The sequence below is a fragment of the Pseudomonas aphyarum genome (genome assembly GCF_028657055.1).
Taxonomy (GTDB): domain Bacteria; phylum Pseudomonadota; class Gammaproteobacteria; order Pseudomonadales; family Pseudomonadaceae; genus Aquipseudomonas; species Aquipseudomonas aphyarum.
The window spans coordinates 12835-29123 of the sequence record NZ_JAMDGS010000011.1 but is presented as its reverse complement, the minus strand read 5'-3'; the positions used below and the strand labels follow the sequence as shown (position 1 = coordinate 29123).

The 16289-nt window shown below is 61.2% G+C and carries 20 protein-coding genes; 10 read left to right on the top strand and 10 right to left on the bottom strand.

The features are described from left to right. On the bottom strand, positions 1–747 hold the full coding sequence (locus tag M5G18_RS16180; RefSeq protein ID WP_273898067.1) for a gluconate 2-dehydrogenase subunit 3 family protein: 747 nt from the start codon (positions 745–747) through the stop codon (positions 1–3). A 297-nt stretch (positions 748–1044) separates the two neighbouring features. On the opposite strand from M5G18_RS16180, the gene M5G18_RS16175 reads away from it, so the two are divergent. Beyond that, positions 1045–1689, top strand: a complete 645-nt coding sequence (locus tag M5G18_RS16175) for a phosphatase domain-containing protein (protein WP_273898065.1) — start codon at positions 1045–1047, stop codon at positions 1687–1689. On the opposite strand, the gene M5G18_RS16170 is transcribed toward M5G18_RS16175, so the two are convergent. From M5G18_RS16170 to prlC, 3 genes are all read right to left on the bottom strand, one after another. Beyond that, positions 1676–3718 carry a M3 family metallopeptidase gene (locus tag M5G18_RS16170; protein WP_273898063.1) on the bottom strand — a complete coding sequence of 681 codons (2043 nt, stop codon included), beginning with the start codon at positions 3716–3718 and terminating at the stop codon, positions 1676–1678. The two genes, M5G18_RS16175 and M5G18_RS16170, sit on opposite strands and share 14 nt — an antisense overlap. A 112-nt stretch (positions 3719–3830) precedes the next feature. Continuing rightward, entirely contained in the window at positions 3831–4121 is a 291-nt protein-coding gene (locus M5G18_RS16165) for a YheV family putative zinc ribbon protein (protein ID WP_007953955.1), read from the bottom strand. Further along, entirely contained in the window at positions 4118–6196 is a 2079-nt protein-coding gene (gene prlC, locus M5G18_RS16160) for an oligopeptidase A (protein ID WP_170929373.1), read from the bottom strand. Before prlC ends, M5G18_RS16165 begins: the two co-directional genes overlap by 4 nt. Positions 6197–6258: 62 nt before the next feature. Between prlC and M5G18_RS16155 the strand changes: the two genes are divergently transcribed. Beyond that, on the top strand, positions 6259–6804 hold the full coding sequence (locus M5G18_RS16155; protein WP_273898062.1) for a gamma carbonic anhydrase family protein: 546 nt from the start codon (positions 6259–6261) through the stop codon (positions 6802–6804). 28 nt (positions 6805–6832) lie between these two features. Then, positions 6833–7483 carry an HAD family hydrolase gene (locus M5G18_RS16150; protein ID WP_096822449.1) on the top strand — a complete coding sequence of 217 codons (651 nt, stop codon included), beginning with the start codon at positions 6833–6835 and terminating at the stop codon, positions 7481–7483. Between the two features lie 3 nt (positions 7484–7486). On the opposite strand, the gene M5G18_RS16145 is transcribed toward M5G18_RS16150, so the two are convergent. Continuing rightward, a complete protein-coding gene (locus tag M5G18_RS16145; RefSeq protein WP_273898060.1) occupies positions 7487–8572 on the bottom strand; it encodes an aminopeptidase in 1086 nt (361 codons plus the stop codon). 58 nt (positions 8573–8630) lie between these two features. Between M5G18_RS16145 and M5G18_RS16140 the strand changes: the two genes are divergently transcribed. After that, positions 8631–9053, top strand: coding sequence for a PA0061/PA0062 family lipoprotein (locus tag M5G18_RS16140; protein ID WP_273898059.1), 423 nt, complete (start codon positions 8631–8633; stop codon positions 9051–9053). A gap of 40 nt (positions 9054–9093) precedes the next feature. Beyond that, positions 9094–9513 carry a PA0061/PA0062 family lipoprotein gene (locus tag M5G18_RS16135; RefSeq protein ID WP_273898058.1) on the top strand — a complete coding sequence of 140 codons (420 nt, stop codon included), beginning with the start codon at positions 9094–9096 and terminating at the stop codon, positions 9511–9513. 6 nt (positions 9514–9519) lie between these two features. On the opposite strand, the gene M5G18_RS16130 is transcribed toward M5G18_RS16135, so the two are convergent. Continuing rightward, a complete protein-coding gene (locus M5G18_RS16130) occupies positions 9520–9759 on the bottom strand; it encodes a DUF1161 domain-containing protein (RefSeq protein WP_074689739.1) in 240 nt (79 codons plus the stop codon). Positions 9760–9861: 102 nt separating this feature from the next. After that, complete coding sequence (locus M5G18_RS16125; protein ID WP_085690445.1) at positions 9862–10293, bottom strand: OsmC family protein; 432 nt, start codon at positions 10291–10293, stop codon at positions 9862–9864. A 243-nt stretch (positions 10294–10536) separates the two neighbouring features. Between M5G18_RS16125 and M5G18_RS16120 the strand changes: the two genes are divergently transcribed. Next, positions 10537–11538 carry an LLM class flavin-dependent oxidoreductase gene (locus M5G18_RS16120; protein ID WP_273898056.1) on the top strand — a complete coding sequence of 334 codons (1002 nt, stop codon included), beginning with the start codon at positions 10537–10539 and terminating at the stop codon, positions 11536–11538. Positions 11539–11600: 62 nt separating this feature from the next. Here the strand turns inward: M5G18_RS16120 and M5G18_RS16115 are convergent, their stop codons facing one another. Beyond that, positions 11601–11825 (bottom strand): DUF1161 domain-containing protein, encoded by a 225-nt coding sequence (locus M5G18_RS16115; RefSeq protein ID WP_273898054.1) that lies wholly within the window; start codon positions 11823–11825, stop codon positions 11601–11603. A gap of 128 nt (positions 11826–11953) precedes the next feature. After that, entirely contained in the window at positions 11954–12169 is a 216-nt protein-coding gene (locus M5G18_RS16110) for a dodecin (protein ID WP_007953919.1), read from the bottom strand. Positions 12170–12325: 156 nt separating this feature from the next. On the opposite strand from M5G18_RS16110, the gene M5G18_RS16105 reads away from it, so the two are divergent. Further along, entirely contained in the window at positions 12326–12652 is a 327-nt protein-coding gene (locus M5G18_RS16105) for an ElaB/YgaM/YqjD family protein (protein ID WP_007953918.1), read from the top strand. Here the strand turns inward: M5G18_RS16105 and M5G18_RS16100 are convergent. Beyond that, positions 12625–13542, bottom strand: a complete 918-nt coding sequence (locus M5G18_RS16100; protein WP_273898052.1) for a LysR family transcriptional regulator — start codon at positions 13540–13542, stop codon at positions 12625–12627. The genes M5G18_RS16105 and M5G18_RS16100 overlap by 28 nt on opposite strands. Positions 13543–13654: 112 nt before the next feature. Between M5G18_RS16100 and trpB the strand changes: the two genes are divergently transcribed. From trpB to M5G18_RS16085, 3 genes are all read left to right on the top strand, one after another. Beyond that, complete coding sequence (trpB, locus tag M5G18_RS16095) at positions 13655–14887, top strand: tryptophan synthase subunit beta (protein WP_273898051.1); 1233 nt, start codon at positions 13655–13657, stop codon at positions 14885–14887. Continuing rightward, complete coding sequence (gene trpA, locus M5G18_RS16090; RefSeq protein ID WP_007953915.1) at positions 14887–15699, top strand: tryptophan synthase subunit alpha; 813 nt, start codon at positions 14887–14889, stop codon at positions 15697–15699. Before trpB ends, trpA begins: the two co-directional genes overlap by 1 nt. 121 nt (positions 15700–15820) lie before the next feature. Further along, entirely contained in the window at positions 15821–16264 is a 444-nt protein-coding gene (locus M5G18_RS16085) for an anti-virulence regulator CigR family protein (RefSeq protein WP_007953914.1), read from the top strand. Positions 16265–16289: the final 25 nt, after the last annotated feature.

Here is a 16289-nt window from a genome sequence, read left to right as displayed (position 1 = left end):
TCACGCCCTCTCGCCGCGAATCGAAACTGCCGGGAAGGGGTACTGCTCGTTGCGTTCCACCCAATCCATGAAATCGGCGCGGGCGCCGGGGAAGCCGATCATGGTCCAGCCGACCATGCCTTTATTGCCGCCGTGGATCGGGTCGCAGAAGAACCCTTCCTTCGTGTTTTGCAGCAAAAGATTGAAGAAAATCTTCGCCGGAACAGTGTCGAATTGCGGTTTTCCGGCTTCAAGCTGCTTGAGCAGATCGTCTCGGGTAGCGCTGTCTTGCTCGGCAAATGTTTTACCGTTGATGGATTTTGCCCACTGATCCGTGGCGGCAATGCCGAGGCGATAGATCTCTTTCGGCACCAGTTTGCTCTGCCAGCCCATCTCCGGCGCGGCGTCGGCATTGAACGGGCCCTGCATGTACCAAAGGGCACCGGCGGCGTACGGGGTGTTCATCTGACGGTCGATGTATTCCGGCACGCCAGCTTCGAGTGCACCTGGGCCTTGCGCGTCGTTGGGGATCAATTGCGCGACGGCGGCGTTGATGAACGCCCATTCTTCGGCGGTGAAGTAGATCGGCTGATAGGTGCTCGCTTCAACGGCGGCCGTTTTCGCCTGGGGCGTGGCAGGCGCGCTTTCAGGCGCTGCTTGCAGCACCGTGCTGCCGAGACCGCTGCCGGCCAGAGTCACGACCGGAATCAGGGTCAGGGATTTGCGCAAAAACTCACGCCGCGGGTTGTCTCGATCTTCATCAGACATGGGGATGCACCTCATCAGGCATTGATGGTTGTCAGCCGTTTCTGCGAACGGCTCAAGAATGTTCTGGCTGCGACGTGGCCGGAATGACCGGGAGAAGGGGGACGCGTCTGCAACATGATGTGACAAATGGTAGCAGGCTAAGCAACCGGATGAACCGATTCAGCCAAAAAAAGACCGCTTTTCGACCAAGGGAACCGCTGTATTCACGATTCTTTTACAAGCGCCTCACGGGGATTTGACTGCGAGGCTCGCAAGCTGCGGCCTTCACTGACAAAACCCACACGGTCGCCGTAAAGCATGTTCCTGACGCGTTTTTCCTCTGCATTCTGTTTGTCGCTGCTTGCGCTGTTCAGCTGGACTCCCGCTCAGGCCGCGGACACTCCGGCTTCCCGTCCCGTCGAGTGGGCGCAACCGGTAGAAGTGCAATACAACCTGTTCCAGATGTCGCCCACGCTGTATCGCAGCGCGCTCCCCGATGACGGCGCGGTGCCGTTGCTGAACAACCTGAAGGTGGCCACGGTCATCAACTTTTTGCCGGAAGCGGATTCCAACTGGCTGAAAGCTCCCGGTATCCATCAGGTGCAATTGCCCTATCGCACCAATCACGTGGACGACAGTGATGTGCTCAAGACCTTGCGTGCCATCCAGTCCGCCGAAGCCGACGGCCCGGTGTTGATGCACTGCAAGCACGGCTCCGATCGCACCGGCCTGATGGCGGCCATGTACCGGATCGTGGTGCAGGGCTGGAGCAAGGAAGACGCCCTGAATGAAATGACCCAGGGCGGCTTTGGTGAGAGTGGGCACTTCCGGGACAGCGTGCGCTACGTGATGCAGGCCGATGTCGACAAGTTGCGCACCGCGCTGGCCAATGGCGATTGCAGCACCAGCGCGTTTGCTACCTGCTCGATGAAGAGCTGGTTTCAGACGGTCAATCTGAAGTAACTCGTCCGGCTTCTCCGTCAACGAGGCCGGCGACCGGCTCGCCGATGAACGCTTCCACCGCGTCCAGCAACGGACGCCCCGCACCCGGCGTAAAGAACGTTGCACGAAACTCACGGCCGGTTTGTGCGTTGAACACCCAGTCACGACTGAAGCGCTTGAACGCTTCCTCAGCCAGCACGCCCGACCAGACGTAGGCGTAAACCGAAGCGTCGTAATGGGTCGCCATGTAATCGAATCCATTGGCGAAGCGGTGATCGTCCGGCAGTTGCAGATGACACAGGCTGCGCTGCACAGCGGTGCAAACCTCCTCGATCGAGCGTCCATCGCCGTGGGGCAGGTGCAGCTCGAAATCGATCATCGCCCCCATCAGCAACAAGGCCTGTTGCCGGCTGGAATGGGCCTGACTGGCTGACAGTACCGCGTCGACCCGTGCGGGGCTCAAGCGCTCGCCGGTCTGAAAATGCGCGCCGAGCCAAAGCACAAACTCCCGCGACAAACACCACTGCTCGAACAATTGCCCGGAAAACTCCGCCGCTTCATGGCCCAGTTGCAGGATGCCGGACAGGCTGTGATGGGGCGAGTGCGTCAGCACATGCTGCAAGCAATGGCCAAACTCATGAAACAGCACCCGCAGATCGTCGAGTTCGAGCCGGCACGGATGGGTGTCCGTGGCCGGTGTGAAATTGCTGTAGAGCAGGGCAATCGGCAGCGCCGGGCGACCTTCGGCGTTGATCCGGCGATTGCGCAGCGTGGAGGTGCCGGGGAAGTCCACCGCGTTGTCGCAGTGAAACGGGTCGAGGTAGATGTAACCGATGACCTGCTCATGCTCGCTGATTTCCAGCAGGCGCACATCGTCATGCCAGTGCCCGCCACCGGACCGCTCGACGATGCGAATCCCGAACATCCGTTCGCAGAACAGAAAGAGCCTGCGCAGGGTGCCCTCGAGCGGAAAGTAATCACGCAGGTTTTCCAGTGCACCGGGAAACTGCTGCTGGCGCCATTGTTCGGCGAGGAAGTCTTCATCCCACGGCTGGACCCGGTCGATCCCGCGTTGCTGTGCAAAGGTCGCCAGTTGTTCTGCATCCTGCGCGAGGGCGGGTGCCAGCTGCGCCGCCTGACCCTGGAGAAAACCACTGACCCACGCCGTCGTCCGGGTGCTGTTTTTGGCCAGACTCAGTTGCGCGGCGTTTTCATGGCCGAGCAAACGGGCTTTCTGCTGGCGCAAGGCAAGCAGTTTGGCCAGCACCGGGCCGTTATCAAAGCGACCGGCCAGCGGCCCGCGATCGGAGGCGCGGGTCATGTAGGCAACGTAGCATTCCTCCCGCAAGGCGCGGTTCTCGGCGTGCTTGAGGATGTGCTGACAGGTGTTCTGGTCCAGCCGGACCAGCCAGCCGTCATGCCCGTTCTGGCGTGCGGCAAGTGCCAGCCGATTCGTCATCGCCGGCGACAGGCCCGCCAGCAGCGCAATATCGTCGACACGTTTGCTCCACGCCTCGGCCCAGCGCTCGAGGTTGTCCAGAAACACGTACTCCAACCCGCCGATCTCGCGGTTCAACCGCGCCAGTTCCTGTTGCTGTTCAGTAGGAAGCTCGATGCCCGACTGCTTGAATCGGCGCAGAATCCGCGCCAGTGCGATGTTGCGCGACTCATCGAAACTGCCGGCGATCGAGCTCTGCGCCAAACGCTGGTAAGCCTCGTACAACGGGCGATTGCGGGCTTTATCGGAGCGATACTGATTGATCGCCAGATGCGCCTTGGCGCTTTCCACGAGCCAGACCGGATCGTCGGACCTGACCATCGACAACGTTTCAAGAATCGAGCGAACTTCACCGAGGCGCGCGTCGGCCTCGTCGATGCTCAGCACCAGATCATCCCAGCCGGGATGTTCGGTCTGACTGGCGATCACCTGAGCGATGATGCGTCGATTATCGGCAATGATGCCGGTGACGGCCGGCAGCAAGTGCTCGGCGCGAATCGCTGGCCACGGTGGCAGCGTCCAGTGTTGTAAGAGGGGATTGGTGTCGGGCATGGCAGCTTCCTTCGAGGCGTGGCACAAAGGGCCAGCCTACGAAGCAAGTGCGGGGGACAGGTGTTAAGCCAATACCACCTTCCACCGGGATTCGGCAGAAGGTGGTTCTGGATCAGTGCTGCTCGTCGGGCTTTTTCTTCAACTTCGGATTCGGGAAGAACTGCACCGCCTGAACCGTCTTGTCCGGTGCAGGCTTGAGCGCACTGGTGTTGACCCGCGTGCCCAGCTCTTTTGGAACCGACAACCCTTGTGCGTTCAGCGTATCGCTGTAGCCGCACGCCACACATTCGCGGTGCGGGACATCGTCCTCGCTCCACATCATCAGTTTGTCCGGCTCGCTGCACGCCGGGCAGACCGCCCCGGCGATAAAGCGTTTCTTGGTCTTCACGGGTGCCTCACTCATGCTGCCGCGTCCTCACTCAGGCCGCTGTGGCGCAAGAGTGCGTCAATCGATGGCTCACGGCCACGGAAGTCGACGAACAGCACCATCGGCTCCTGCGAGCCGCCGCGGGCCAGGATCGCCTCGCGGAAGGCGCGACCGGTGTCGGCATTGAGCACGCCGTCTTCTTCGAACTTGGAGAAGGCATCTGCCGACAGCACTTCCGCCCATTTGTAGCTGTAGTAACCCGCTGCGTAACCGCCGGCGAAGATGTGCGCGAAGCTGTTCGGGAAGCGGTTGTAGGCCGGAGGGCGCATCACCGAGACTTCGTTGCGCACGCCTTCCAGCACCTGCGCGACGCTGCGACCGTCACCGTGGGTGGCGTGCAGTTCGAAGTCGAACAGCGAGAACTCCAGCTGACGCACCATCATCAGGCCGGACTGGAAGTTCTTCGCCGCGAGCATTTTTTCCAGCAGATCCTGCGGCAGCGGCTCGCCGGTTTCGTAGTGGCCGGAAATCAGCGCCAGGCCTTCCGGCTCCCAGCACCAGTTTTCCATGAACTGGCTCGGCAGTTCGACCGCATCCCACGCCACGCCGTTGATGCCCGATACGCCGGCATGCTCGACGCGGGTCAGCAGGTGATGCAGGCCGTGACCGAATTCGTGGAACAGGGTGGTCACTTCATCGTGGGTCAGCAGCGCAGGCTTGCCGCTGTCGGCCGGGGTGAAGTTGCACACAAGGTTGGCCACCGGGCTTTGCAGCACGCCGTCGAGGGTGCGGCGACGGTCGCGGGCGCCGTCCATCCAGGCACCGCCGCGCTTGTTGGCGCGGGCGTAGAGGTCGAAGAAGAAGCGGCCGACGTGCTGGCCGTTTTCCTTGATCTCGAACAGGCGTACGTCCGGATGCCAGGTATCGAAGCCTTTCAGTTCGGCGATTTCGATGCCGTACAGGCGCTGAACGATAGCGAACAGGCCGCCCAGCACTTTGTCGATCGGGAAGTAGGCGCGCAGGGTTTCCTGGGCGACGCTGTAACGTTGCTCACGGAGTTTTTCACCGTAGAAACCGCTGTCCCAGCTTTGCAGATCGGCGCAGCCCTGTTCGGCGGCGTAAGCCTTGAGCTGTTGCAGATCCTGGGCGGCGAACGGTTTGCTGCGCTTGGCCAGATCACGCAGGAAGCTCAGCACCTGATCGCTGGACTCGGCCATTTTGGTGGCCAGGCTCAGCTCGGAGAAACTGGAGAAACCGAGCAGTTTGGCCAGTTCCTGACGCAGGTCGAGGATTTCGCCCATCACCGGGCCGTTGTCGTTCTGGCCGGCATTCGGGCCCTGATCCGACGCACGGGTGCAGTAGGCGGCGTAGACTTCTTCACGCAGCGCACGGTCCTGGGCGTAGGTCATCACCGCGTAGTAGCTCGGGAATTCCAGGGTGATCAGCCAGCCATCGAGGCCTTTGGCCTGTGCGGCGGCAGCCATTTGTGCCTTGGCCGAATCGGTCAGGCCGGCGAGGGCGGCTTCGTCGGTCAGGTGCTTGGTCCAGGCCTGGGTGGCGTCGAGCAACTGGTTGGAGAAGCGGCTGCCCAGCTCGGACAGCTTGCTCTGCACTTCGGCGTAGCGCTTCTGTTCGGCTTCCGGCAGGTCGATGCCCGACAGGCGGAAATCGCGCAGGGCGTGTTCCAGAATGGTTTTCTGAGCCACGTCGAAACCGGCAGCTTCCGGGCTGTTGGCCAGGGCTTCATAGGCCTGGAACAGCTCGCGGTTCTGGCCCATCTCGGTGGAATAGGCGCTCAATGCCGGCAGGCACGACTCGTAGGCTTCGCGCAGTTCGGCGCTGTTGCACACGGCATTGAGGTGGCTGACCGGGCTCCAGGCAGCGCCCAGGCGATCATTGAGTTCGTCCATCGCCAGCACCAGCCCGGCCCAGGTCGGGTTCTGGCCCTGGGTCTTGAGGATTTCGGCAATGGCGGCGCGGTTGTCGGCCAGAATGGTTTCGATGGCCGGCTGCACGTGTTCGGCACGGATCGCGGAGAACGGCGGCAGGTCGTAGGACTGCAGAAGAGGGTTGTTCACGCTCACGGTTGGCACCTTGGCTGGAAGAAACATGCGCCCATCTTAATTACAATCGACACCCACCGCAGCTATCGGCGACAGAGAGAGAACTAATCGTGTCCCTTCGCAAGTACCAGAATCACACCCCACGCCTGAGCCAAGGCGCTTTTGTCGACGGCTCCGCGGTGGTGATCGGCGACGTCGAAATCGGCGAAGACAGCTCCGTGTGGCCGCTGACCGTGATCCGCGGTGACATGCACCGCATCCGTATCGGTGCGCGCACCAGCGTGCAGGATGGCTGCGTGTTGCACATCACCCACGCCGGCCCGTTCAACCCGGACGGCTTTCCGCTGCTGATCGGCGATGACGTGACCATCGCCCACAAGGTCATGCTGCATGGCTGCACCGTTGGCAGCCGCGTGTTGATCGGCATGGGCAGCATCGTCATGGACGGCGCGGTGGTCGAGGACGACGTCATCATCGGCGCTGGCAGCCTGGTGCCACCGGGCAAGCGTCTGGAAAGCGGTTTTCTGTACGTGGGCAGTCCGGTGAAGAAGGTTCGCCGGCTGACCGACAAGGAAAGCGCCTTTTTCACCTACAGCGCGGCGAATTACGTGAAGCTCAAGGACCTGCATCTGGCTGAAGGCTACGACCAGCTCTGACTTTTCTCTCTATTGCCCGGGATTTTTCATGCATTACCAGACCGTACTGTTCGACCTCGATGGCACCCTCACCGACCCGCGTGAGGGCATCACCCGTTCCATCCAGTTCGCCTTGAGCAAACTCGGCATCGACGAACCCGACCTGACCAAACTGGAACACTTCATCGGCCCGCCGCTGTTGCAGGCGTTCATGCAGTTCTATGGTTTTGATGAAGCGAAAGCGTGGGAGGCGGTGAATTTCTACCGCGAGCGCTTCAAGGTCACCGGCCTGTACGAGAACCGGGTGTTCGAAGGCGTCACGCCGTTGCTGGAAACCCTGAGTGGCCAAGGACGGCAGCTGTATATCGCGACGTCGAAGCCGTGGGTGTTCGCCCGGGAAATCGCCCGACACTTTGATTTCGCCAAACACTTCAAGGTGATTTACGGCAGCGAACTGGACGGCACTCGCACCAATAAGGTCGAGCTGATTGCCCACCTGATCGCCGAGGAAGGGCTGGATCCGGCCAATACGCTGATGATCGGTGACCGCAAGCACGACCTGATCGGTGCTCGTAGCAACGGTCTGGACGCGGCGGCGGTGGGTTACGGTTTTGGCAGCCATGAAGAGCTGAGCGCGGAAGCGCCGGCGTATCACTTCGAGACGCTGGCGGAGTTGCATCAGGCGTTTTTGCAGCGCTGATCGTTAATCCGGGCGAAGGGCAGCCAGCTCACGCAGCGCTGCCTTGCGCTTGTCCGCCGGCAATTTACCCAGCTGTTCGACCCGCGAATAAAACTGCGGCCAATCTCCCTTCACCTGCCTGAACAACGCCGCGAACGCCGGCACCCACTGGTCATACAGCCCGAACGGCAACAGCCGTGCATTGTTCAACGGCGCATTGACCCAGGCGTCATAGCGTTTGTCGCCGGCCCACTGGCCATCGCGCATCGCTCGATAATCCTGTCGAAACCGTTCGAACTCCGCCGCCTTGCGCTCGCGCATCTGCGCCGTTGCGAGTGGTTGTGCATAGAGTTTTTCAAGACGTGAGCGGGTATCGAGGATCAACTGAATGAACTGATCCCGCTGCTTGAGCTTCGAGTCGTTTTCCGGGGGCAAGCCCCGAAACGCTCGCCACTGCCGCGTACCTTCCTGCTCGACGAAGGTCGCGAAGGACTCGTTGAACTCGGTGTCGTCCTTCACATAGAAGCGCTGGTGGGCCAGTTCATGGAAGATCAGCGTCGCCAGACGCTCGTCGCCCCAGCCCATCATCGAATTGAGGATCGGGTCGTTGAACCAGCCCAGGGTCGAGTAGGCCTCGACGCCACCGATCGACACGTCCATGCCTTGCAGGCGCTGAATCGCGGCTTCGCCCCGCGCCGCGCTCTGGCTGTAATAGCCGCGGTAGGCCACGCAACCGGCAATCGGGAAGCAATGGTTCTGCGGGCTCAGGGAAAACTCCGGGGTGGCGAACACATTCCACACGACGAATGGCCGACCGATATCGGCGTAGAGGCGATAGCTTTGGTTGTCCGGCAGGTGCAGGTGTTCGCTGGCGAAGGCCCGGGCTTTCTGGGACTGGGCGAGGTGAGTGCGCAGTTTGGCGTCGCGAGCCGGGTCGGCGATCACCTTGGCCACCGGCTCCCGTGCCCGCAAAAGCTGCAGCTGACCGCTGGCCAGCTGGCTGTAATAGCTCAGGCTTGAGCAACCGTTGAGCAACAAAATCATCACACCCGGAAACAAAACCCGCAAAACGCGATCAAGTAACCCATGGCTTGGAAGCGGCCTGATCAAAATAAGAAATCCCCCCGGAAAGTCTGCCCAAGACTATCCCGCCCATTGGAGCTCCGCTATGCGCATGTTGATACTGACAGGAAGCGTGCTGACGCTGGCCGGTTGTGCCGGATTCGGAATGCCGTCCCCTGACCCCTCGCAAGCCTGGATCGATCTGGATGCCCGGCAACAGGACACGGCGTTGCAGGCGCTGGAAGTCGACAAAAAGGCTTCCGTCGATCATCGTTACTTCGAAGTGCAGCCCGGCAGTCATGAGCTGACGGTGCGTTATCAATTCCCGGTCGAGGCGACCAACATCGGCCCGGATGCCGAGCCGCTGTGGCGCGATTGTCAGTTGAACGTGAAATTCAAGGATTTCAACGCTGGCCAGCGTTATCAGTTGCAGGCGGGAAGCATCGGTTTCCGTCCGTGGGCCAAGCTCTATGACCAACAACGCAACGTGGTGGGCCAGGGCACGCCGGCAGGCTGCCAGCGAACCTGATCGGCGTTATGCTGGATGTCCGAACTCACGGACATCCATCATGCGCACGTTGATGCTGTTGCTGGCCGCAGGCGTACTCACCGGTTGCCAGACACCGTTGCCCCCCGTCGACCCGAACATGGCCTGGGTCGAATTCTCCACGCCAACCCCCGGCGGGAAACTGCTGATGGCCGAGCGTCTCGACAACAGGCGGCTGACTGACGGGCGCTTCTTCCAGGTCACGCCCGGCAGCCACGAGCTGCGGGTGCGCTTCGACTTTGAAGTGTTCGGCGGAGGCGGCAGCCTGATGACCGGCCCCGTTGAGCGGCTGTGCTATCTGACCATCCGCTACGATTATTTCGAGGCGGGCCAGCGCTACTTGCTTGAAGGCCGTTCGCTGGCGTTTACCCCGAGTGCCCGCCTGTACAACGACAAGCGGGAAATCGTCGCCGAGGACCGCGAGGTCAACTGCATCATCTGAGGCGCATCAGCGGTCGTTCTTCTGATAGATGATGGCTTTGGTGCCGTTGTCGCAGGTGCCGACGATCATGGCGACGTCGTGTTTTTCAGCCTCCTCTTTGGAGACTATCTCCAGGGTGTAGGAGGGCACGGCGTTCGCCTGAATCTTGATTTCGATCTCTTGCTTGAGTTCTTCGCAGTCTTTGGGCGCTGCGAAGGCCGACGTTGCCAGCACGCCACAGATAACCGCCAAGGCAAAACGTTTCATGGTTGAAGCTCCATCGAAGCAGCGCGCACGAAGATGCGCGAAAGCTGCTGTCATTTATTCGACCACATTTTTGCCTGGCGGGTTCTGATCCGGCTCAATCCGTCAGCCAACCAGCGACGCGTCGAGAGTGATCTTCGCATTCAACACCTTGGACACCGGGCAACCTTCCTTGGCCTTGTTACTCAGCTCTTCGAACTGCGCCTGGGTCGCTCCCGGAATTTTTGCCTTGAGGATCAGTTTCACCGCGGTGATCGCAAAGCCACCATCCACCTGATCCAGCGTGACCTCGGCCTGGGTGTCGATGCTGTCGGCCTTGAGCCCGGCGTCACCGAGAATCATCGAGAACGCCATGGAGAAACAGCCCGCATGGGCGGCGCCGATCAGTTCTTCCGGATTGGTGCCCTTGCCGCCCTCGAAGCGGGCCTTGAAGCCGTACGGCGCTTCACGCAGGACGCCGGTTTCGGTGGAAATCGAGCCGATGCCGGTTTTCAGGTCACCTTCCCAATGCGCGGATGCCTTCTTCACGATAGCCATGTGTGCCTCCTTCAATTCGGGCGCGAAACGCCGCGCCGTCGTGGTTTTTGCCTGCAAGGCTTCTGAGGATAGACGCCGGAACAAAGTTCAGCCCAAGTGAATCGTTGACTTTTTTAGTAGGAAATTTCGGATCGGCTATTGAAACTCGGGTATATGCCCTTATTGCACAGAACACGCTTATGAATTGGGCAGGTTTGCGTTCGCCAAGAACAAACCTGCGCCCTCAATCGGAGATGCAGGTTTATGAAGCAATTGTCCGACGTAAAATTTTCCACCCTCGATCTGGTGCCGGTACGCGAGAACGGCAGCCCGGCCCAGTCGCTGCGCAACTCGCTGGATCTGGCGCAGCATGTCGAGAAGTTCGGCTACACGCGGTTCTGGGTCGCCGAGCACCACAACATGGATGGCATCGCCAGTTCCGCCACCTCGGTGTTGCTGGGCTATCTGGCCGGCGGCACGTCGACCATTCGGGTCGGCTCTGGCGGTGTGATGCTGCCCAACCACGCACCGCTGGTGATCGCCGAGCAGTTCGGCACCCTTGAAAGCCTGTATCCGGGGCGCATCGACCTCGGCCTGGGCCGTGCGCCGGGCTCCGATCAGATGACCGCCCGTGCCCTGCGCCGTGAGCGCTCCGGCAGTGCCGACGACTTCCCCGAGGACGTGGCAGAGCTGGTGCGCTTCCTCGGCCCGCGCACCCCGGATCAGCGCGTGATCGCGATGCCGGGCACCGGCACCAACGTGCCGATCTGGCTGCTCGGTTCCAGTCTGTTCAGTGCGCAACTGGCCGGCGAGCGCGGTTTGCCCTACGCCTTCGCCTCGCATTTCGCACCGCGCTTCATGCACGAGGCGATTCGCGTCTACCGCAATCACTTCAAGCCATCGACAGTGCTCGATAAACCGTACGTGATGCTCGGCGTGCCGCTGGTGGCGGCCGATACCGATGAACAGGCCGATTACCTGGCAACGTCGGTGTACCAGCGAATTCTCGCGCTGATGCGTGGGCAAAGTCTGGTGCAGCGTCCGCCGGTGAAAACCATGGACGGCCTATGGCTGCCCCACGAGCGTGAGGCGGTGGGAGATTTCCTCGGTCTGGCGATGGTCGGCAGTCCGAAGAAAATCCGCGCGAAACTCGAAGTGCTGGTCGAACAGACCCAGGCTGACGAATTGATATTCACCTGCGACCTGTACGAACACGCCGATCGCCTGCATTCCTACGAGCTGCTGGCGCAGGTGATGAAGGGCTGAGGTCTGAAATCCGGGCACAAAAAAGCCGACGCATTGCGTCGGCTTTCTTTTTTCCGGCGTGATCAGCCGCGGGTGTAAACGATCTCTTTGGCGCCGCCTTCGCAGGTGCCAACGACTTTGCCACCACTGGCCGCACCCTTGTCGACAATCTCCAGCGAATATCCGGATACGCTCTTGGCATCCAGCTTGGCCGCAATTTCGGCCTTCAGTTCTTCACAGGGCTTGCCGGCAGCAAACGCACCACCCGCAAGGCTCAACAAACCTACCGCCAACATGAACTTCTTCATCGGTCGCACTCCCTGGTCGGATTAAAAAAGGCAGGCATCGAGCCGTTCGCCCGATGCGCTCACCTTGTAGCGCTTTGCCATTCCTATGGCACTCGGCCAGCGCGCAAGTTCAGAAGCGTAGACCAAACTCAGCTGCTGGCAATCCGGAACCCGACTTTCAGGGTCACTTGAAAGTGCGCCGCCTTGCCGTCCTTGATGTGGCCGCGGGTTTCGGTCACTTCGAACCATTCCAGATGCTTGATGCTCTTGTTGGCCTCGGCCAACGCGTTGTTGATGGCGTCTTCGATGCTGCTGGTGGACGAACCGACCAGCTCGACTTTCTTGTAGGTGTGATGGTCACTCATGGTGTTCTCCTTGAAGTGTGCAATTGAGCCTAGCAGCGATTTGCCGTGTTGATTTCGGCGATCCGGGCGAGGGGAAGTTCAGATTTTTCGCACTTTCCAGAACCCGTGAAGTCCCAAACAACACACGCCACTCATCACCAATGCAGGAGAGCCACCATGGCCAACACCTCGTTACGCAAAGCCTCGTTGCAAAGCATGGAAGCGGAGATCGAGAGTCTGCTCAAGTCGTTGGAAAGCCTGAAGGACGACGCTTCGGACGAGTCGCGCAAGACCCTCAAGGCGCTCAAGGGCAACGCTGAAAGTGCGCTGAAACACTCGCGCAGCCTGCTCAGCGATGCCTACGAAGAAGTCAAAGTCAAAACTCGCGAGACCGGGATCGCCACCCGCGATTACGCGCAGGAACATCCGTGGACGACCGCCGGTGTGGCGGTCGGTGCGCTGGGTCTGCTGGCCGCTTACTTGCTGTTCAAGCGCGGCGAGTGATCCGCCTGGCGCAGCTCGTGCCTGAGCCACTGCGCCAATTGCCGGGCGCGCCCGTCTGCGGCGCGCTTGGGTAGCCACAACGCCAGTTGCGCCGGGGTTTCGCTGAAACCCCACGGCGCGACCAGGCGACCGGCCTTCAAATCTTCGGTCACCAGCGGTTCCGGCGCGATCGCCACGCCCAGCCCGGCGACGGCCGCTTCCAGCAAGTAATATAAATGCTCGAAACCTTGCCCCAGCTTCAACGCCTTGGCGTCGAGGCCGTTTTGCTGCGCCCAGCTCGGCCAGGCTTGCGGGCGTGAGGTCGTGTGCAGCAACGGTTCGTCGAGCAGAGCAATGGGCGCCGCCGATTGCAGGCGCTGGTAACCGCTGAACAGCGGGCTCATGACCGGGCCGATGCGCTCGCTGGCCAGCTCATAGACTTGCATGTCTGCGGGCCATGGCGGTTCGGCGAACAGCAGCAATGCATCCAGCCCCGGGCGTCGTGGATCGAGATCGCCTTCTCCGGCGGACAAGTGCAGACGCAAGTCCGGCAGATCGGCATTCAGCCTTCCCAGTCGCGGAATGAACCAGCGCGCCAGCAGGCTGCCGGAACAACCGAGCACAAACGGCGCATCGGCGGTGCTTTGGGTCAGTTCCGCGCAAACGCTGCGCAAGCGATCGAACGCTTCGCCGCTGGCATCGCGCAGGCGGATGCCGGCATCTGTGAGTTTAAGGCCACGACCGTCCTTGACGAAAAGACTGACGCCGAGATGCTCTTCCAGCACCTTGAGCTGGCGGCTGACCGCGCCGTGGGTGACGTGCAGTTGCTCCGCAGCCTGGCTGACGCTGTTCAGGCGGGCGGTGGCTTCGAAGGCGCGCAAGGCATTCAGCGGGGGAAGGTCATGGCTCATGATATCTGTGAGTTTTCCTGACAGGTTGTGGCGATCTTATCGGTTTTCAGCCTGCAAGGTCAGGGGTAGAGTGAACGCCATTGTCTTCTCGTGAAATCCGCTGGAGCGAACCATGACCCAGACTTCGAACACCTCCGATCTGCGTAACGGCCCTGACGCCAACGGCCTGTTTGGCTCGTTCGGCGGCCGTTACGTCGCCGAAACCCTGATGCCGTTGATCCTCGACCTGGCCCGCGAATACGAAGCGGCCAAGGAAGATCCGGCGTTCAAAGAAGAATTGGCCTACTTCCAGCGCGACTACGTCGGACGTCCGAGCCCGTTGTATTTCGCCGAGCGCCTGACCGAGTTCTGCGGTGGCGCCAAGATCTACCTCAAGCGCGAAGAGCTGAACCACACCGGCGCGCACAAGATCAACAACTGCATCGGCCAGATCCTGCTGGCGCGGCGCATGGGCAAGAAACGCATCATCGCCGAGACCGGCGCCGGTATGCACGGCGTGGCCACCGCCACCGTGGCTGCGCGTTTCGGTCTGGACTGCGTGATCTACATGGGCACCACCGACATCGAACGTCAGCAGGCCAACGTGTTCCGCATGAAGCTGCTGGGCGCCGAGGTGATCCCGGTGGTCGCCGGCACCGGCACCCTGAAAGACGCGATGAACGAAGCGCTGCGTGACTGGGTGACCAACGTCGACAGCACTTTCTACCTGATCGGCACCGTGGCCGGTCCACACCCATATCCAGCGATGGTTCGCGACTTCCAGGCCGTGATCGGCAAGGAAACCCGCGATCAGCTGCAAGCTCAGGAAGGTCGTCTGCCGGACAGCCTGGTGGCGTGCATCGGTGGCGGTTCCAACGCCATGGGCCTGTTCCACCCGTTCCTCGATGACAAGAGCGTCGAGATCATCGGCGTCGAAGCCGCCGGTTACGGCATCGAGACCGGCAAACACGCGGCCAGCCTCAACGGCGGCGTACCGGGTGTGTTGCACGGCAACCGTACCTTCCTGCTGCAGGACGACGATGGCCAGATCATCGACGCCCACTCGATTTCCGCCGGCCTCGACTATCCGGGCATCGGCCCTGAGCACGCGTGGTTGCATGACATCGGCCGCGTCCAGTACACCTCGGTGACCGACGACGAAGCCCTCGCTGCATTCCACCAGTGCTGCCGTCTGGAAGGGATCATCCCGGCACTGGAAAGCGCCCACGCCCTGGCCGAAGTATTCAAACGCGCACCGAAACTGCCGAAGGATCACCTGATGGTGGTCAACTTGTCCGGTCGCGGCGACAAAGACATGCAGACCGTCATGTACCACATGGAAACTTCCAAGCAGGAGAAACACTGATGAGCCGCCTGCAAACCCGCTTTGCCGAACTCAAAGAACAGAACCGCGCAGCACTGGTGACCTTCGTCACCGCCGGTGATCCGGACTACGACACCTCGCTGGCCATCCTCAAAGGCCTGCCGAAAGCCGGTGCTGACGTGATCGAACTGGGCATGCCGTTCACCGACCCGATGGCCGACGGTCCGGCGATCCAGCTGGCGAACATCCGTGCCTTGGGCGCCAAGCAGAACCTGATCAAAACCCTGCAAATGGTCCGCGAGTTCCGCAAGGACAACAGCGACACGCCGCTGGTGCTGATGGGTTACTTCAACCCGATCCACAAGTTCGGCGTCGAGCGCTTTATCGCCGAAGCCAAAGAGGCTGGGGTTGATGGCCTGATCGTGGTCGACATGCCACCGGAGCACAACTCGGAACTGTGCGACCCGGCCCAGGCTGCAGGCATCGACTTCATCCGCCTGACCACCCCGACCACCGATGATGCGCGTCTGCCGAAAGTGTTGAACGGCAGCTCCGGCTTCGTTTACTACGTGTCGGTAGCCGGTGTGACCGGTGCCGGTGCGGCGACGCTGGAACACGTCGAGGAAGCGGTGGCGCGTCTGCGTCGTCACACCGACCTGCCGATCAGCATCGGTTTCGGTATCCGCACGCCGGAGCAGGCCGCGTCCATCGCGCGTCTGGCCGATGGTGTGGTGGTGGGCTCGGCGCTGATCGATCACATCGCCAATGCGACCACGCCGGACCAGGCCATCGACGGCGTGCTGAGCCTGTGCTCGGCGCTGTCCGAAGGCGTGCGTAAGGCTCGCGTCAGCTGAAGGTAAAGTTCCTGATACAGAGGAATTAGGACCTCGCGGCACAGACTAAATGAGCAAGACCGAGGGATTCAGAACCCGTTCTGAATCCCTTTTTGCTGTCAGTGCAGTGAGGAAAGACCCGATGAAAATGCCGAAACGTCTGATTGCCAGTCTGGGCGTGCTGATGATCAGCGCGACGCCGCTGCTGGCCAGCGCCGATCCGCGCGACGATCATGACCACGGCGGCCCGCAGCAGGGCCACTACGACAATCGCGGTGGTGATCACCATGATTGGCAAAGCAACCATCGCGGCGGCCCGCCGCCTCGGGATTTCGGCCCGGTGCGTCAGGTGATCCGTGACAATCATGGCTATTTCGTGCGCGGTGCACCGCCACCTCCAGGCATCCATCTGGTCCGTGGCCGACCGCTCCCCCATGGCTATTACGGCGAGCGGCTGGATAACCGGGCGTTGAGTCGCCTGCCGTATTACCCGGGTTATGAATGGCGTCGTGCCGGCGGTGACATCGTGCTGATCGCAGTGGGCAGCGGGGTCGTTTACGAAGTGCTGGATGGCGTTCTGTACTGATCGTCAGGCAATAAAAAAGACCGCA

Bases quoted from the DNA above. Each gene is read 5' to 3' on its own strand.
- M5G18_RS16100 (WP_273898052.1), bottom strand. From the start codon at position 13,542: ATGAGCCATGACCTTCCCCCGCTGAATGCCTTGCGCGCCTTCGAAGCC.
- M5G18_RS16085 (WP_007953914.1), top strand. From the start codon at position 15,821: ATGAAAATGCCGAAACGTCTGATTGCCAGTCTGGGCGTGCTGATGATC.
- M5G18_RS16115 (WP_273898054.1), bottom strand. From the start codon at position 11,825: ATGAAGAAGTTCATGTTGGCGGTAGGTTTGTTGAGCCTTGCGGGTGGT.
- prlC (WP_170929373.1), bottom strand. From the start codon at position 6,196: ATGTTTCTTCCAGCCAAGGTGCCAACCGTGAGCGTGAACAACCCTCTT.
- trpA (WP_007953915.1), top strand. From the start codon at position 14,887: ATGAGCCGCCTGCAAACCCGCTTTGCCGAACTCAAAGAACAGAACCGC.
- trpB (WP_273898051.1), top strand. From the start codon at position 13,655: ATGACCCAGACTTCGAACACCTCCGATCTGCGTAACGGCCCTGACGCC.
- M5G18_RS16130 (WP_074689739.1), bottom strand. From the start codon at position 9,759: ATGAAACGTTTTGCCTTGGCGGTTATCTGTGGCGTGCTGGCAACGTCG.
- M5G18_RS16110 (WP_007953919.1), bottom strand. From the start codon at position 12,169: ATGAGTGACCATCACACCTACAAGAAAGTCGAGCTGGTCGGTTCGTCC.
- M5G18_RS16135 (WP_273898058.1), top strand. From the start codon at position 9,094: ATGCGCACGTTGATGCTGTTGCTGGCCGCAGGCGTACTCACCGGTTGC.
- M5G18_RS16170 (WP_273898063.1), bottom strand. From the start codon at position 3,718: ATGCCCGACACCAATCCCCTCTTACAACACTGGACGCTGCCACCGTGG.
- M5G18_RS16165 (WP_007953955.1), bottom strand. From the start codon at position 4,121: ATGAGTGAGGCACCCGTGAAGACCAAGAAACGCTTTATCGCCGGGGCG.
- M5G18_RS16105 (WP_007953918.1), top strand. From the start codon at position 12,326: ATGGCCAACACCTCGTTACGCAAAGCCTCGTTGCAAAGCATGGAAGCG.
- M5G18_RS16175 (WP_273898065.1), top strand. From the start codon at position 1,045: ATGTTCCTGACGCGTTTTTCCTCTGCATTCTGTTTGTCGCTGCTTGCG.
- M5G18_RS16140 (WP_273898059.1), top strand. From the start codon at position 8,631: ATGCGCATGTTGATACTGACAGGAAGCGTGCTGACGCTGGCCGGTTGT.
- M5G18_RS16180 (WP_273898067.1), bottom strand. From the start codon at position 747: ATGTCTGATGAAGATCGAGACAACCCGCGGCGTGAGTTTTTGCGCAAA.
- M5G18_RS16125 (WP_085690445.1), bottom strand. From the start codon at position 10,293: ATGGCTATCGTGAAGAAGGCATCCGCGCATTGGGAAGGTGACCTGAAA.
- M5G18_RS16150 (WP_096822449.1), top strand. From the start codon at position 6,833: ATGCATTACCAGACCGTACTGTTCGACCTCGATGGCACCCTCACCGAC.
- M5G18_RS16120 (WP_273898056.1), top strand. From the start codon at position 10,537: ATGAAGCAATTGTCCGACGTAAAATTTTCCACCCTCGATCTGGTGCCG.